This window comes from Acinetobacter sp. TSRC1-2 (assembly GCF_049895885.1).
GTDB lineage: Bacteria > Pseudomonadota > Gammaproteobacteria > Pseudomonadales > Moraxellaceae > Acinetobacter.
This window is the reverse complement of record NZ_JAFCTF010000001.1, coordinates 414,727-430,674: the sequence shown is the minus strand read 5'-3', so window position 1 is coordinate 430,674 and position 15,948 is coordinate 414,727. Positions and strand designations below refer to the sequence as shown.

12 protein-coding genes and 3 pseudogenes are annotated in these 15,948 nt (G+C 39.3%); 6 read left to right on the top strand and 9 right to left on the bottom strand.

All coding sequences use genetic code 11. From position 1 onward, the window contains the following. Positions 1 to 115 precede the first annotated feature (115 nt). Positions 116 to 1,381: a glutamate-5-semialdehyde dehydrogenase gene (locus ACP69Y_RS02010; protein WP_425915691.1), complete on the bottom strand. Its 1,266-nt coding sequence runs from the start codon at positions 1,379 to 1,381 to the stop codon at positions 116 to 118. Positions 1,382 to 1,678: 297 nt separating this feature from the next. Between ACP69Y_RS02010 and ACP69Y_RS02005 the strand changes: the two genes are divergently transcribed. Next, on the top strand, positions 1,679 to 3,010 hold the full coding sequence (locus ACP69Y_RS02005; protein WP_425915689.1) for an alpha/beta fold hydrolase: 1,332 nt from the start codon (positions 1,679 to 1,681) through the stop codon (positions 3,008 to 3,010). Between the two features lie 34 nt (positions 3,011 to 3,044). Here the strand turns inward: ACP69Y_RS02005 and ACP69Y_RS02000 are convergent, their stop codons facing one another. Next, positions 3,045 to 3,902, bottom strand: coding sequence for a class I SAM-dependent methyltransferase (locus ACP69Y_RS02000; RefSeq protein ID WP_425915687.1), 858 nt, complete (start codon positions 3,900 to 3,902; stop codon positions 3,045 to 3,047). Between the two features lie 65 nt (positions 3,903 to 3,967). On the opposite strand from ACP69Y_RS02000, the gene ACP69Y_RS01995 reads away from it, so the two are divergent. Continuing rightward, positions 3,968 to 4,096: a hypothetical protein gene (locus ACP69Y_RS01995; protein WP_425915685.1), complete on the top strand. Its 129-nt coding sequence runs from the start codon at positions 3,968 to 3,970 to the stop codon at positions 4,094 to 4,096. On the opposite strand, the gene nagZ is transcribed toward ACP69Y_RS01995, so the two are convergent. Next, a complete protein-coding gene (nagZ, locus tag ACP69Y_RS01990; protein ID WP_425915683.1) occupies positions 4,085 to 5,107 on the bottom strand; it encodes a beta-N-acetylhexosaminidase in 1,023 nt (340 codons plus the stop codon). The genes ACP69Y_RS01995 and nagZ overlap by 12 nt on opposite strands. A 200-nt stretch (positions 5,108 to 5,307) precedes the next feature. Here nagZ and ACP69Y_RS01985 point away from each other — a divergent pair, with 200 nt between their 5' ends. From ACP69Y_RS01985 to ACP69Y_RS01975, 3 genes and pseudogenes are all read left to right on the top strand, one after another. Beyond that, positions 5,308 to 7,506, top strand: a complete 2,199-nt coding sequence (locus ACP69Y_RS01985; protein ID WP_425915681.1) for a carboxy terminal-processing peptidase — start codon at positions 5,308 to 5,310, stop codon at positions 7,504 to 7,506. A 475-nt stretch (positions 7,507 to 7,981) separates the two neighbouring features. After that, entirely contained in the window at positions 7,982 to 10,051 is a 2,070-nt protein-coding gene (locus ACP69Y_RS01980) for a bifunctional diguanylate cyclase/phosphodiesterase (protein WP_425915679.1), read from the top strand. Between the two features lie 124 nt (positions 10,052 to 10,175). Beyond that, a pseudogene (locus tag ACP69Y_RS01975) lies at positions 10,176 to 10,247 on the top strand (hypothetical protein); the annotation flags it as partial. A gap of 38 nt (positions 10,248 to 10,285) precedes the next feature. Here the strand turns inward: ACP69Y_RS01975 and ACP69Y_RS01970 are convergent. Continuing rightward, positions 10,286 to 10,567, bottom strand: a pseudogene (locus ACP69Y_RS01970) (IS5 family transposase); the annotation flags it as partial. A gap of 108 nt (positions 10,568 to 10,675) precedes the next feature. Between ACP69Y_RS01970 and ACP69Y_RS01965 the strand changes: the two are divergent. Next, positions 10,676 to 10,896 (top strand): annotated as a pseudogene (locus ACP69Y_RS01965) (hypothetical protein); the annotation flags it as partial. Positions 10,897 to 10,932: 36 nt separating this feature from the next. On the opposite strand, the gene ACP69Y_RS01960 reads toward ACP69Y_RS01965, so the two are convergent. Genes ACP69Y_RS01960 through ACP69Y_RS01940 form a run of 5 tightly spaced genes read right to left on the bottom strand, consistent with a single transcriptional unit; the run spans position 10,933 to position 15,927 of the window. Further along, positions 10,933 to 11,871 (bottom strand): HpcH/HpaI aldolase/citrate lyase family protein, encoded by a 939-nt coding sequence (locus tag ACP69Y_RS01960; protein ID WP_425915677.1) that lies wholly within the window; start codon positions 11,869 to 11,871, stop codon positions 10,933 to 10,935. Further along, positions 11,868 to 13,028, bottom strand: a complete 1,161-nt coding sequence (locus tag ACP69Y_RS01955; protein WP_425915675.1) for a cysteine protease StiP domain-containing protein — start codon at positions 13,026 to 13,028, stop codon at positions 11,868 to 11,870. Before ACP69Y_RS01955 ends, ACP69Y_RS01960 begins: the two co-directional genes overlap by 4 nt. After that, positions 13,021 to 13,800, bottom strand: coding sequence for an HAD family hydrolase (locus ACP69Y_RS01950; protein WP_425915674.1), 780 nt, complete (start codon positions 13,798 to 13,800; stop codon positions 13,021 to 13,023). The genes ACP69Y_RS01955 and ACP69Y_RS01950 overlap by 8 nt, the downstream gene beginning before the upstream one ends. Further along, positions 13,790 to 14,911 carry a phosphoribosyltransferase domain-containing protein gene (locus ACP69Y_RS01945; RefSeq protein ID WP_425916058.1) on the bottom strand — a complete coding sequence of 374 codons (1,122 nt, stop codon included), beginning with the start codon at positions 14,909 to 14,911 and terminating at the stop codon, positions 13,790 to 13,792. The genes ACP69Y_RS01950 and ACP69Y_RS01945 overlap by 11 nt, the downstream gene beginning before the upstream one ends. Beyond that, positions 14,911 to 15,927, bottom strand: a complete 1,017-nt coding sequence (locus tag ACP69Y_RS01940) for an ATP-grasp domain-containing protein (RefSeq protein ID WP_425915672.1) — start codon at positions 15,925 to 15,927, stop codon at positions 14,911 to 14,913. The genes ACP69Y_RS01945 and ACP69Y_RS01940 overlap by 1 nt, the downstream gene beginning before the upstream one ends. Positions 15,928 to 15,948: the final 21 nt, after the last annotated feature.

Below are 15,948 nucleotides of genomic sequence, written 5' to 3'. Positions count from 1 at the left end.
TCCCTGTTATGGTTATTTTTATCATCTTATGAAATTTAGCTTAGAAATATTGTAGTGGCTATGTTCAGCCTCATTTTTGAAGCTGAACACGGAATAATTCTGCTAAGCGCTGTATTTATTGGCGAATTTGACCATCACCAAACACCACCCATTTTTGCGAAGTCAGACCTTCAAGACCCACAGGGCCACGGGCATGAATCTTGTCAGTTGAGATACCAATTTCTGCACCTAAACCATATTCAAAGCCATCTGCAAAACGGGTAGAGGCGTTGATCATCACTGAGCTTGAATCTACCCGGGCTAAAAACTGACGAGCATGACTATAGTTTTCAGTAATAATGGCATCGGTATGGTGTGAACCATATTTATTGATGTGTTCAATTGCTTCATCAATTCCACTGACCACTTTAATCGCCAAAATTGGACCTAAATATTCGGTATACCAATCTTCTTCATTGGCCGGTTTAACATTTGAGCCTAAAATGCGCTGCGTTTCGCGGCAGCCACGCAGTTCAACCTGTTTCTCGGCATAAAGTTCAGCAATATTAGGCAGAAATTCTTCAGCAACTTTTTCATCGACCAATAAAGTTTCCATGGCATTACATACGCCATAACGATGGGTTTTGGCATTTAGCGCAATCGGTAAAGCTTTTTGCAAATCGGCCTGTGCTTCAACAAAGACATGACAATTACCATCTAGGTGTTTAATCACCGGAATACGCGCTTCATTGCTCACGCGCTCAATCAGCCCTTTGCCTCCACGTGGAACAATGACATCTACATATTCAGACATGGTAATCAGATGACCGACTGCCGAACGGTCAGCCGTGTTAATGACTTGCACTGAAGTTTCCGGTAGACCCGAAGCTTTTAAACCATGCTGGATGGCTTGAGCAATGGCTTGATTAGATTGTAGTGCTTCAGAACCGCCACGCAAAATAATGGCATTTCCAGACTTGAGCGCAAGTGACGCTGCTTCAAGGGTCACATTCGGCCGTGATTCGTAAATCATGCCGACGACCCCTAAAGGTACACGCATTTTACCAAGCTGGATTCCCGAAGGGCGGTAAGCGAGGTCAGTGATTTCCCCAATAGGGTCAACCAGGCTCATGACATCTTTCAAGCCATGCAACATAGCTTTAAAGCGTGTGGGGGTAAGTTCTAAGCGATCAAGTAATGCACTGTCCAAATTGCTGTTACGACCTTTGGTCATATCAATTTGGTTTGCAGCTAAAATTGCAGCTTCACTGTCTTGTAAAGCAGTGTAAATTGCAGATAAGGCATTGTTTTTTGTTTCAGTAGAAGCGCTTGCCAACACGCGCGAAGCTTGGCGTGCTTGTTGTCCTACCGTTTGCATATATTGTTCAATTGAATCTTGCATAGCGGTTGATCACTTAGAAATTACACCTTCGATAGTAACAGTCTGGCACAAGACAATGAAGCATCTATCGGCAAAAAATCTCTGAAACTTTTCAAGCTATTTATATTTTGAAATTCTTTTGTTTGTAAATTTAGATGAGTGGTCGGGGAATAAGTTGCGTGTTAAATGATCCTCTGTATAGAATAAAAAATAATGACATTGATGTCTGATAATTAAAGCAAATGAATGGATGCTGCGCAGAAATTCGATATTTATTTTCTTGCAAAATAACAATAAGGCAAGAATGGAGGAAGGGATATGAATTCCATGATCCAAATGGACTCGGCACTACAAGAATCGAACACGAGTTTTGGCTTTTTTGATCTTTACCATAGAAACAGTTTTAAAGAACCTGCACGCACCACGTGGATTCAAGGCTGGAAAATTGAATATATGGCAATTGCTCAACCTGAAACGATTCAGAACACTCCAATTGTTATTGTTGGCGGTGCATTTCAAAATTTCAACTCTTATAAATATTGTGTTGAACAATTACTGAGTGCAGGTCCGATTATTCTCATTGATTTACCTTCAATGGGTGCCAATCAGCAAATTACCAATCGTGATACAGGGGTTTCTGCCGGAACTCTGGAATTGCCGGATTTGGCAGGTATGCTCGGTGAGTGGCTGGACATAGAAAATCTTTCCAAAGTTTCGATGATGGGAATGTCTCTGGGTTCAGTGGTGGCTTCCGGCTTAGCACATCAACGTCCTGAATTGGTTGACCGTATGATTCTGATGGGCGTGATGCAAAAAACCCGTAAAAGCTGGCGTATGTTGCTGGAAGAGTCTTTGCATCTAATGAAAGAACAGCGCATGGATGAGTTTGGTCAGGCCGTGATTTTGTATTTGGTCAATCATGCCAAAATTGATAAAACTCGCATGTCACCCACTGCAAAACGTTTGTTCTTTAAACAGATGGCTGAATTTACTGCAACCGAACAAGATCGCTATGAAATCAACTGTAGCCGTTTACTGCGTTTAACGGACGTGCCTATTCCGCAATGTAAAGTATTGGTCGCGTGTGGGCAATATGACAGTTTTACCTTGCCACATGAAAATGCAAATTTTGCTTTGCAATGTCCCAACATGGAATTTGCAATGATTGCCAATGCGGATCATGTACCGCAATTACAGCGCCGTAAAGAAACCATGAGTTTGTTTGCAACTTTCTTACAGGGTCAATCGATTGACACTGTAGAAGGGATTATCCCCATGACACGTGCACATTTGCTGACTTTAGAACGTCGTGGAGAAGAACGGATTGCGGTACAAAATCCAATGACTGTATTGACTCATCGTTATTCAGAATTGCAACTGCCAACACATATTATTGATCTAAACTTCTTTGGGGTTTTGCTTGAATTTGCAGAAGGATTAACAGTAAAAGCTGAGCAATCTCCACGTGATTTGGCTTTGCATTTAGAAGATGATGAAGGCCAATTTAAAATTGAATGTTTAATTTTTGCCGTAGACTCAACACAAATCCGTGCCCTGTTTAAACATGGCAGTTTTGAGGTGGCAGAACGTTTATTACGTTATGTACAACGACAAAAAGAAGCAATCCAGATGCTGGAGTCAGTGAGTTAAGCGTTTTCTTCTGAAGATAAAAAAAACAGCGTATTTAACGCTGTTTTTTTATGCTTGCATGGATCATCCAGACCAAATCTCCCAAGTGTTCGTCACTCGGTGATTCGTTGTTTATCTGATTCTGAAAATAATATTCAGGTTGAACAACAGTAGTTTTTTCAAAACCTGCTTGTTGGAAAAAATCTTGTACTTGTTGAGGATTAATAAAATGGAAACTAAATGCGCTTCGAGATATCCATTTCAATAATTTGCTGCTGGCCCAAATAAAATTAGCTAATTTATTTTTGATCGGTTCTGGATAGAGATCAGTGAGGTAATGCAATTCTTTAAAGTCCTGACCGTAATGGGTAATCGCTTGCAGCAACTGCAATAACATGTCTTTGTTGAAGTAGTTAATTAATCCTTCACTAATCACCACCAATGGGCGAGTTGGGTCAAATACCTGAAAGGCTTGTGCAAAATCGGCCGTAAATAAATCAACAGATAAAACTTCAGGGCTATTCACATCAATTTGTTTCAATGCTTGAGTTTTGACTTTTGCCATACTCGGTAAATCAAGTTCACGATAATCAATGTTGGGATATTTTTGGCGAAAGTTCCAGCCGCGTGGTGATAAGCCACTGGCGATTTCAAGGACCTGTAAATCTGGGTGCTGTTGAATTAGTTGCGTGAGATGCTGATCTATCATGCTATGGCGTTGTTTCAGCGTAGTACGCATACTGCCACCGACAAATTTTTCAGCCCAACTTTCTAAAGGGTGTACCAGTCTGGCCAGCATTTTGCCTTTAGATGTGGCAAAAACGGGGTGTGAAATTCCCATGGTGTACCAAATATAGCCGGTGTAATGCGCAGTAAATGAAATGTGTCGATGTTCTGAAAGCTGTTGTGTCATGTCATCCTGACCTGTATGTTTTTGTAGTTTTAAATATATAATTGAGTGTTTGTTAGGCTTCTTATATGACTGATTGGTATCTTTTAAAAGTTAATATCAGCCGATATAGGCAAGAAGTCTTTGACTTTATTTTTGATTATCATAAAGAAAAAGGAACACCTTGTCGTGTTCCTTTTGTCGCATTAATTAAATGATTTTTTAAAGTTTTCGATAGTGTATCGAACTTTTTCCCATTCGGCACCTAGGTTCAGTGTTTCACCCACGCTGATTTCTGGGATTTTACCACGCATACGTTCCAGACGTTCTTGGTTAGGTAAGGCTAAGTCACTGATACCAGCTAAAGCGGTGCAGGCTGCTAAACGGTCATTACAGACTAAGCCCATGTCACAACCGGCATTGAGTGCAGCTTGAATACGTGCATCTGCACCACCAGCAACGCAGGCCGCTTGCATGGTTAAGTCATCTGAGAAAAGTACGCCACCAAAGTTTAATTCTTGACGTAAAATGTTTTGTATCCAATACGGTGAGAAACCGGCAGGGTTGGGATCGATCTGATCGTAAATCACATGCGCTGGCATGAGTGCATCCAGTTGCGGCATGAGCTGAATAAACGTTTGCATATCTTTGTTGTAGATCTCGTCATAAGATCGTGAATCTACTGGCGCTGCCACATGCGAATCTGCTTTAACTGAACCGTGACCCGGGAAGTGTTTACCCGTATTGGCCATACCAGCACGTTTCATACCTTTCAAAAAGGCACTTGCGAGAGGAACAATATCTTGAATATTTTTGGCAAAGCCACGATCGCCAATCACATCGCTGACATCATTTAAATCCAGCACGGGGGCAAAACTGAAATCAATCCCGACGGCAAGAACTTCAGTTGCCATGAGCCAACCACTTTGCTCAGCCAAATCAACTGCCTTTTCAGGGTCGGTTAAATAAAGCTCACCCAAACGACCCATTGCAGGAAGTAAGGTAAAGCCCTGTTTCAAGCGTTGTACGCGACCGCCTTCTTGGTCTACGGCAATTAAAATGTCGGGTCTTATATGACGCATATGATCTGTTAAAGCACGAACTTGTTGTGGCGATTTTATATTTCGAGAAAATAAAATCATGCCACCCACTTGCGGTGTTCGTAATAGTTCAATATCTTCTTGAGTAAGTTCTGTGCCAGCGATGTCTAGCATCAATGCGCCAATCATATCGGTGTCCGTGTTGGAATTTTATAAAGAAAAACAATACCCGAATTCTGCAATGATTTGCTACATTTTGACAGTACAGAATATGATAAAACTACACGACATACATATTAAGTTGTTTAAGATTTTGAATATACTCGATTCATGTTGAAAAATGACGTTGTTGTAATATTGGTCCAAGACCAAGGAAGTACGAATTATTTATGAAACTTCAGACATTAGCTTGTGCAGTTGCAATTGCGACTGGAGGGTTTTTCTTTACTCATGTAGTAAACGAGGCAATTGCTGCAAATACTACCGTTGCAGTTTCTCAAGCGATACAACCTACGCAAGAACAAGCGCTTGTATCACGCCAATTGGCTACGTTGGTTGACCGTCAGCATTATTTAAATCAACGCTTAGATGCGGCTACCTCTAATCGAATTCTTGATTTTTATTTAGATAGCTTAGATGCAGATCATTCATTATTTTTGGCGCCTGAAGTCGAACAATATAAGAAAAATTATGGTGCAAATTTTGGTGCTGCGTTAAAAGCAGGGGATTTATCGGGTCCTTATTTGATTCACGCGCAATATCGTGAACGTTTAAAACAGTTTTATGAATTTATGTTGGCCGAATTGAAAAAGCCGCAAAACTTGAAACAAGCCAATGTGTATATTGATACCGATCGCGAAAAAGCACCTTATTTCAAATCTGCAGCAGAACAACGTGCACATTGGCAAAAAATGCTGGTGTCGCAGCTCATTAACTTAAATATTAGTAAAGAAGAAGAGGCTGCAAAGCAAAAAGCATTAAAAGATGATCCAGCTTTAGCCAATGGTCAGGATTTAGCCAGCCCAGAAGATTTAACCCCAGTTCAAACCTTGACCAAGCGTTATACCCGTCAACTTGAACGAATGAGCCGTGTTAAAAGTGATGATGTCTTAGACAAAACTTTAAATGCGATGATGTTGACCTATGATCCGCATAGTAACTATTTCCCGCCTGTAGATGCGATGGAATTGAACCGTCAAACTACCTTGCAATTAGAGGGGATTGGGGTTTCGATTCGTCCAGAACGCGGTAATGAAGATTACACCAAGATTGAAACCATTGTTGAAGGTGGTCCGGCCAGTAAATCTGGTCAGATAAAATCGGGTGATCGCATTATTGGTGTAGCACAAGACGGCGACAAAATGGTCGATGTTGTGGGTTGGGCAAGTAATGAAGTGGTGGGTCTAATCCGTGGTAAACGTGGAACTAAAGTCAGTCTGCGTTTACTGGGTGCTGGTGCATCAATGAGTCAGGCACGTACAGTAAGTTTGGTTCGTGATGTGATTCAGGAAGAAGATGCCGGTGTACGTTCTCGTACAGTTGATATTAAGCGTAATGGTAAAAACTACACTTTTGGCGTGATTGAAATCCCGTCGTTCTATTTGAACTATCGTGCGCGCCGTGCAGGCACAGATTATCGCTCGGTTTCTGAAGACACCAACAACGCTTTAAAAGCTTTGGCTGCAAAAAATGTGACCGGGATTATTATTGATTTACGTAACAATCCAGGCGGATCACTTGAAGAAGTTGCGCGTATGTTGGGTCAAGTGATTAAGTCAGGTCCCGTGGTGCAAATTCGTGATGGCAATGGCAATGTCAGCGTATTTGAAGATAATGATGGCGGTGCACAAACCTATGCAGGTCCACTTGCAGTCATGGTCAACTTGGCTTCGGCATCTGCCAGTGAAATTTATTCTGCTGCCATTCAGGATTATGAGCGCGGTATCGTGATTGGTAGTACAACCACAGGTAAGGGTACAGCGCAAGTTCAACTGGATACCTTAGCGCATGGTCAAGCGACCTTAACGCAACGTAAATTCTATCGCGTGACAGGTGGTAGTACCCAAAATAAAGGCGTAGTGCCTGATATTAAACTGGTGGATATCTACAACGAAGAATTTGGTGAGCGTAAGGCCAAGAATGCTTTGAAATGGGATACCATTCCAACTGCTCCATTTAAGCGTGAAGGTGCTGTACAACCCTATGTACAAAATCTGGCTCAAATGTCGCAACAACGCGTAGTGACTGATCCGCAATTTAAATATCTGGAGCAACGCAAAGCAATTGCCAAAAAAACAGAAGAGCAAAAGCGTGTAGTTCTGGATATTGATCAGCGTAAAGCAGAATTGAATGCGCTGGAACAAAAAACTTTAGAGTCAGAGAATCAGCGTCGTGCGGTGACTGGTCAAAAGCCTTATGCCAATTGGGAAAGTTACCAGGCTGCTATGGATGCGTTGATTGAGTCACGTTCAAAAATGAAGGCAACACAACGACCTGCTTTACCTGAAGAAGAAGTGTTTGTCACAGAGTCGGCCAATATTTTGTTGGATTACGCGAAATTGCAATCGGGTAAGGCGACTACTAACTAAACTTACTGTTTAGGCATTACTTATTTTAATATCCAAAAACCAGTCAGTTCGTCTGACTGGTTTTTTATTTGTCTGTATATCAGTGGTTCTGAATTGAATAGCCCTTTTTCAAATATAGGGATATGCAACAAGATGTAATGAATCTGATTGAACTTTTGTCTTCCTTGGCAACCAGATTTCTTTATCAGTGTTAAGTTGTATAGAAACTACAGAATGCCTTGAATCACAGGAAATATGAATGGTGTAAGGATAATGATCAAAAGTTTGATCTATCTTTCTTTAATTAAGTAAATAAATTAGTAATAAAAATGAATAGAGTAATGATCGATTGACTAAAATAGAATAGTATTAGATGTTTGTTTTAATTGATGGTTTTAATAAATATTCTTTAATGGATGAAAAGCTTCTGTGAAACAATAAATGATATTAATAACGTGGAATAAAACAAGAATGATAACCTATACGGAAGCTTAATATGGTTCATATATATTCTGATTTTAGCTTGGTAATAGGTTCAGTTATTGTTGCTATTTTGGCCTGTTATTTTGCAGTGTCGATTGAACAATCATTATTCCGTGGCTTACGTCAGCAATATGAAAAAACTCTTCTCGTTATAAGTGGCTGTATGTTGGGTGCTGCAATTTGGTGTATGCACTTTGCAGACATGCTAGTTGGTCATTTACCTGCTGAGTACTCTTTTGATTATGGCCTTACCTTCCTATCTTATGTGATCGCGTTTGTTGCTTCTACCTTTGCGGTTTGGCTAACCACCCGAGCAACCTTGCCTTTTTCACGTCTCGTTTTAGGTGCGGTACTGATGGGCTCAGGCATCGCTGGAATGCACTATACCGGGAAAATGGGTTTAGTCATTGCTCAACATAAAATTTATTATGATCCACGCTTAACCCTTTTTTCGGTCTTGATTGCCATTGGAGGTTCGGGTTTAACATTTTGGCTGACTTTTAAATATAAAAATGCGGTACACAAATTACTGCATATTAAAGCCTCTATTGCTTTCATGATGGCACTTACCATAGTCGGGATGCACTATACCGGTATGGCGTCTGCCGCTTTTTATTCTCTGGATGCGGATCAACTGGTTTCCAGTTATAAAACTGGACAGGGATTAATTTTATTTAGCATTATCTTTGTAAGCAGTTTAATACTGGTTGCTGCATTTACCGTCGCGGTATTAGAACAACGCTTGCAAGCGCGTAATAAACAGCTTTTTAAAGCCAATCGTGAGCTTGCCAATCAAGCCGTTCAGGACAATTTAACCAAGTTGCCTAACCGGTTGTTTTTGGCTGAATATTCACATTCCCTATTTACTAAACATCGTTATAGAGATGATAAAACTGCATTTCTTTACATTGATTTAGATCGCTTTAAGGCGGTGAATGATGTGTTTGGTCATTATGTCGGTGATCAATTGCTGGTGCAACTTGCTACGCGTATTCAACGAATACTTGCAGAAAATGAAAGGCTTCTGCGTATCGGTAGCGACGAATTTTTGATGGTGCTAGAAATAGCAACTATTGAAAAAGCGATCGAAAAGGCGGAACAAGTATTACGGCTGATCCAAGATAGTTTTTTGATTGCCGGTAAAGAAATTAATATTTCCAGTAGCATCGGAATTGCGATGTATCCAGATCATGGTAATAATTTACAAGATTTGCTGATCAATGCCGATGCTGCAATGTTGATGTCTAAATATCAGGGTAGAAATACCTATTCAGTCTTTAATTACAGTGTCGATCAACAAGAAACCAAAAGCCAAACCAGACTGATCAATGATTTATATAAGGCTGTTGAAGAAAAACAATTTATTCTATTTTACCAACCCAAATTCACCACCAAAAGCCATAAAATTTGTGGTGTGGAAGCACTAATTCGTTGGAATCATCCCCGCTTGGGACTACTGACCCCAAATATGTTTATCGATGGAGCGGAAAAAACTGGACTCATTATTCAAATGGGCTATTGGGCACTCGAGCAGGCCTGTAAGCAAATTCAAATTTGGGAACAAGGCGATTCGAATTATTTCCCCCTAGCCGTGAATCTATCGGCGGTGCAATTTGAACATAAACATTTGTTTTCAACCTTGGAGCGCTTGTTTGATAAGTATCAAATTAATCCAAATCACTTAGCCATTGAAATTACTGAATCTACCGCGATGCATCATATTGATGCCAGTATTCTCAGTTTTGAGCGCTTGCGTCAGATGGGCATTAAACTGGCCATTGATGACTTTGGGACAGGGCATTCCAGTTTCTTATACTTAAAGAACTTGCCGGTGGATGAGTTGAAAATAGATCGAGAGTTTATTCGTGATCTGTCCGTCGGTTCAAAAGATGAAATGATTTTAGAAAGTATTATCCAGTTAGCGATTAAATTGGGTTTGGTGGTTACCGCAGAAGGGGTGGAAACGCCATCACAGGCAGACATCTTGACCCGTTTAGGGTGTCAGCAACTACAAGGATACCTGTTAGGCATGCCAGTAAATGTTGATCGCCTGGAAGAGAGTAAATACGCTTTGCCTATTTAAGATTGAAGACTTTTGAACAAGTTTAGTTCATTTCAAAAGTTTGATGATCTGCTACAATATCGCCAAATTTTTATATTGATCAGTTCTGATCTTTTACACTGCGATTCTGCAGTAGGTATCTTTCATGAGTTTTAAAGACGAATTAGCGGCAAAGGTCGCGCAGCGACTGACGTTCGCGATTATTTCCCACCCAAATAACACACTATAATTTATCCGATTCCAAGCTAGAGTCTGTTGAGAGTTAATTACGCTAGCACAAAGATAAATCATGGCGGCAAAACTCGAATCGGTTTCGTCACTGCGCATGGCAATACGTTTGAATTCTTTCAATTCGCAAAAGTAATTTTCGATCAGATACCGTCATTTATACATCCAGTTATCAAATATACGCGGAACCTTAAGATTGGCTTTTGGTGGAATAATTGCTTTCGTATCTCAATCATCAAGTTCCTTTAATAGCCAAACCGCATTAAATGCCTTATCTGCCAATAATGCTTGAAAATCCATATCTTTAATTCACGGCTTAACTTCGGATTGGGAAGAAACAAAAATATTAAGTATCGATAAGAGTCATGATCTGAATTTCTAAGAAAATAAATTAGAAAGAGTTATAGCAAAGCAAATATTCCAAGGAAATACAACTCAAAGTCCAGTAATGAGCATATGAATTGGTATCTATATAAAATCAGACACTTATTTGGAAAAATATGTTCAAGATCGAAACAGTTCAGAGGTATGACACACGCTATGACAAGCTAAAGCAGAGCTACGAAAACCCAGTTGCTTTAGCCTGTACTTTATTGAGTTACTATTATGAAAGGTCAACCGACCCTATTCAAAGCTAAAAACTAAATGTTCACTTTGAGTGAGAAAGTTAAAGCTTAAAATGAAGAGGTATTAAGAATATATTGACCTTGGATGGAGGCTAGAGATTTATTTAAGCCAAAATTTTTATAGCGTAACAAAATCATTTCTGCCCAATTGCGATGCGTAGCAGGTTCTAACATGGAACCATGACTTTTAAACACACTTTTAGCATCTTGCGATAAAATTTGCTGTGCTTCCTGAAATTCTTCTGTATTTATTTGAAAGGCCCGATGAATATATTCAACTTGAGAGGGATGGATCGCCGTTTTGGTATAAATCCCATTATTCATGTCTTGGTACAATTCATTCATTAGCAATTGTGTATGATCAATATGTTCACATACCGGTGAACTGAGCTGAAAACCCGCTGGAATAAATAAGCCCGCTAACTGTGAAATTAATATACCGACTGGGGTTTGATAAATCGTCGTATTTTTAGGACGACGTAAATTCAAGCAAGACAATAAATCATTACCGCCAATTCTTAAACATAAAGTTTTATGGAAGTCGTACTTGAGTGCTTGATTGAGTTCCATATTATGGCCCATATCAAAAATTTCTTTGGTTTCAAGCGTTGGCATTAGGTTGATATTGGATGGCAAAACGTCCATCCACTGTTTTAGATCGTGTAGCGTAAACTTGGGTAAAATCATGCCACTGTAGGTATGATTTAAATCCCAGTCGACAATGTGTTTTGCCATCTCAATATTTCTAGGGCGAATAAATATTGCAGGTGCCTTATAATTCGGCTGTTCTAAACGTTTTTGTAATAAAAGTTTTAGGTTGACCATTGCAGTTTGTACGTCTCTTTCCAATACGGCATCTTCTAAACAGACTGCAATAGATTTAAGTATTGGAAATTTAATCCCTTCGGTAACTTCCCATAATTGCTCATGGGTTGCAGGAATGTACATGGTTGCACCAAGTTCAATCGCATGTTGCAGTTGTTTCATTTATTTTTCTCGACCTTTTTTATCAGAGTGACTGCATGATATGGACCTAACTTGGCACCTAAAATATCTACGGGAATATTCTGTTCTTTGGCAAAATGTAAAAGTAATTGTACATGGGGGTTGGATGGGTCACGGATTAATATTCTTTCAGGAATACGTCTTAATACCGCACGTGTCGCTTCTGCAATGCTAGGTTTAATACGATTAATATTTTTAATACTATAGGTGTCAGAGATCCAAGCAATCGTGTCTAAACAAATTTTTTGTTGTTTGAGTCGAATATGATTATTCCAATGTGCTAAATCTGTAGACGGATTCTGATTAATAATATTTAAAATTTTGTCTATAAAATCTACTGAAATATCATGTTCAGCTAGATGTTTGTAAACTAAACAACTATGCCAATTTTTAGGCTCATAGCAATTTTTTTTTGCTAACTCAAAATTGACATGATCTTTTAAAATGGTGCGTGAGGTTAAACCAGAGATCACAGAACCTAGAATACCAAACGGAATCAGCCAATCCTCACAGCTAGCACTTAACCAGGAATAGCCACCTAAATCGGCTAAGGTGACAAGGCGAGGAATATCCCAGCCTGCATCAAATAATGCCGGATAATCTGCTAAATTTTGGGTTAACTCTCGACAAATTGCACCTTTACCCGTCCAGCCATCCACAAAAACAATATTTTCCGCGCCATGTTGATCAATAATGGCATGTAAGGCTGCAAAGTCGATACCGCGATCACGAATAATACTAATACCGTAATGTACGCACTGCTGATGTTTTTCAATATAGTGTTTGAGCAGTACCCCTAAAGGTACACCTGCACGTACTAGACTGATCAAAATAATGGGCTGATTTTTAAATCGACTCAGCAATGAGTTAGCAATTTTTTGTACATCACTAGCCAAGCGTTCAGCGCCTTGCTCAAAAGCGTATTGAAAATGTCGCATCTGCTCTTTTGAAGGAGGATGCTCTACACTAATCATTTGAGAGTAATGTTTTTCTCCCGATTGGATCAAATACTCTTTTTCTGCCAATGGTGTTGGTTCAATATCATCAATATTGAGTAGAAAAGTCACATCTTGCGGTCGATATGAACCATGAAAACCTAAGGTACTAAGATCGGATACACGAGCAGAATTCTTATCCATGTCCTAAATATCCTTTTGAATAATGATCTTGCATTAAACTTTGTGCTAAAAACTTATCTAATTGGCTGTTTTTAGGCATACCAAACCAATCACAGCACGCCAAGAAGCCTGCATCAGATAAACTGTCGCCCCAACCTAAGATGGCACGTTCACGATTAGGGTCATATTTGTTGATAAAAAATTCGACGGCTTTTTGTTTAGAAACAAAATTTGGAATAATCGCCAAATTATTCCCATTGATATGTACGTAGCAATGCTCGAGCACTTCAGCAGGTAAGTTGTCGATAATCTTAGATAAAAATAATGGTTCGGGATCATTCTGTTTGGCAACGGTATAGATTTTCCCGCCATTTTCTTCCACCGTCCAAGTACGGATTGATCCAAAAGGTTTGGCATAATCGAGTAATGCATGCGGAAGATCATTCAATAAGTGTTCTAGCTGTGCAGAGGCTTGTTGTTGTATAACAAGCCATTCTTGATCGACCTCTTTGTCGGCCCCTAAAATGGTTCCGCCATGTGAGCAGACTGCACCGTGCTGAAAAGGAATATGTACGCGTTGTAATGCTTCTACTGACCGAGCAGTGACTGGAATCACTTCAGCAGACTCTAATAACCAGTTAACGAATATTTGCTGTTTCGGCAGCATATAAGAAAGCGGTTCGCCCGCTTTATCTGTGGTGGCAATTTTGTGTGATGGGGTTGGTGTGCTTTTACGATGTGTTTGAAAAAGTGTGTCATCTAAGTCAACAAAAATTAACGGCTTAGCATTCATAACTAATAATTTCCAAGTTTTTTATTTGTTCAAAAAGGAGAGGGTCAACACTATCTTTTGCTGTTTCAATAACTAAAAAGACGCGATCAAATTGTTGATGCTTTACGTTGTATGCATAGTTATTCATATTGAGTCCGTAATTGTCTTTAAATAAACAAATACTTTTAATAGCCTGACCTTGCATAATCGGAGAGCGGGTGGTGGAGCTAAAATAAACCTCGGCACCTTGCTTTTCTAGTTGCTCTGCCATTAAAAAAGGAATCCAGGTAAATTCGCCCGAACCTAATACTAGAACTTTTTCCTGCACTTGGATGGGTTTAATCTGCTGCCAAACAGAACAATCCAGAAAAGTGGGTTCGCGTCCCCAGTCATTGGGTGCAATAATTTTCTGGCTTTGTTGCTTGGTTGAACTGACATTCGGCATTTGAATATCAATTTCTTCGTTATTATCTTGCCACTGCCAGTGACCGTGTAATAAAGAGATCACTTCAACGGGAATACCTAAATCATCCGTGACTAAATGCTGTTCAGCCCAGTTGACTAAGGTTACTAAAATAATCCGTTCAACGTGTTCTAAACCCGATTTTTTAAGACTGAGAATTAAATTTCTAAAGGTTTTTCCAGTCGAAATTTCATCATCCACTAAAATAAGTGTTTTTGAACTCAGGATGTGTTGATGTTTAATAGCATCATGACTCGACAAGATAAATTGGTCTTGTGCATGGCTATGTTCTTCTAAAAATAGGCCCAATGTGGGCAAAGTTTCAACTGGATGCCGAGTAGTTGTTAAAAAAATGGCATTTTCCCCGAAATCTGGTTTGAGCTCACGATAGACCCCTGCTCCCAAACCGACTGCTGTTTCAGCCATACCAATCACACTAATGGGATAGGGCAAATTCTTGGGAATAAGTGCAGCAAGGTCTTGATAGCTTTTTTGCATAACTGACGGTGCGACAGGAATATGTTTACCCAGAACTTTAGAAACAAATAAAAATGCACGTTTCGGATTAATTCTTTCTGCAAAGCTAAGCAAATCATCCAAATTCCATTCAGGATGATGATGATTTACTGTCACACTAATACGGCCACGGCTTAAATCAATATGTTTTATCAATGTTTACAATCCATTTTTATACTTTGTATAACGGGGAGAACGTGTACTACAGCAGTTGGTACGGGGCGCTTTAAAACTAAGTGCAATTTTTCAGCAATCAATTCTGCAATTAAATTAATTCCAGTATGTTGTGTATAGGCAAAACCGCCAGCGGGACGGGGATTAATTTCTAAAATATGCCAGACTCCCTGAGCATCTTGTTTAAATTGAATATTGATCAAGCCATCGCACTGGAAATGTTCTACTAAAATTTTACATATTTCATGACATGGATGCTCGATGTAGCATTCTTGATAAAATTTAAATTTTATTCGAGTCACTAAGGCTAAAATTTTGCCATTACTACAGGCAATATCTACAGAACATTCTTGCCCTTGCAAAAAAGGCATAATCAAATACTCGATAGGCGGATCTAATTGAGCATAAGCTTCTATAAACTGTTGTGTATTACACAAAGTATTAGATTGAAACTTCAGAAAATATGAAACGTCATCGCTTAATTGCACAAAACCTGCACCATATACGCCATAAACGGGCTTTGCACAAATAGCGCTATATCGTTGTTGATATTCATCAATAGCTTGTTTTAATTCATTGACATGAGCAACTTTTGCAGCAGAAATGTTAGGTAAGTTTAAACCTTCGCAAATTTGTCCAAATAAAAATTTATTATTAATGTTTTCATGCTGACTTATGCTTCTGGCACCAGTCACTAATTGAATATTATGACGAGAAAATTCTTCACGAAATTGCTCAATAAATTGACTATGTTTTCCACAAAATAAAAGTTGAATAGAATGCTCTTTACATTGTTCTAATAACCAGTCTGAACTGTCCTTAACAACCGGTTGTTGAAAAAAATAGTCTGCATGTAACTTTAGTTCAGGACGTTGATTACTATGGGAACAAAAAATCGTAAGATGGGTAGATAAATTTGAGTTTTTTAATAATTGAATAATGTCATTTTGACAGGAATAACTTTCAGCAATCCAGATATTGTAGTGCGATTTCACAGTAGATTTAATCTCAATTTT

Excerpts from the sequence above, each read along its gene's own strand:
- ACP69Y_RS01985 (WP_425915681.1), top strand. The coding sequence starts at position 5,308 with ATGAAACTTCAGACATTAGCTTGTGCAGTTGCAATTGCGACTGGAGGG.
- nagZ (WP_425915683.1), bottom strand. The coding sequence starts at position 5,107 with ATGATTGGCGCATTGATGCTAGACATCGCTGGCACAGAACTTACTCAA.
- ACP69Y_RS02005 (WP_425915689.1), top strand. The coding sequence starts at position 1,679 with ATGAATTCCATGATCCAAATGGACTCGGCACTACAAGAATCGAACACG.
- ACP69Y_RS01955 (WP_425915675.1), bottom strand. The coding sequence starts at position 13,028 with ATGGATAAGAATTCTGCTCGTGTATCCGATCTTAGTACCTTAGGTTTT.
- ACP69Y_RS01995 (WP_425915685.1), top strand. The coding sequence starts at position 3,968 with ATGACTGATTGGTATCTTTTAAAAGTTAATATCAGCCGATATAGGCAA.
- ACP69Y_RS01950 (WP_425915674.1), bottom strand. The coding sequence starts at position 13,800 with ATGAATGCTAAGCCGTTAATTTTTGTTGACTTAGATGACACACTTTTT.
- ACP69Y_RS01980 (WP_425915679.1), top strand. The coding sequence starts at position 7,982 with ATGGTTCATATATATTCTGATTTTAGCTTGGTAATAGGTTCAGTTATT.
- ACP69Y_RS01960 (WP_425915677.1), bottom strand. The coding sequence starts at position 11,871 with ATGAAACAACTGCAACATGCGATTGAACTTGGTGCAACCATGTACATT.
- ACP69Y_RS02000 (WP_425915687.1), bottom strand. The coding sequence starts at position 3,902 with ATGACACAACAGCTTTCAGAACATCGACACATTTCATTTACTGCGCAT.
- ACP69Y_RS02010 (WP_425915691.1), bottom strand. The coding sequence starts at position 1,381 with ATGCAAGATTCAATTGAACAATATATGCAAACGGTAGGACAACAAGCA.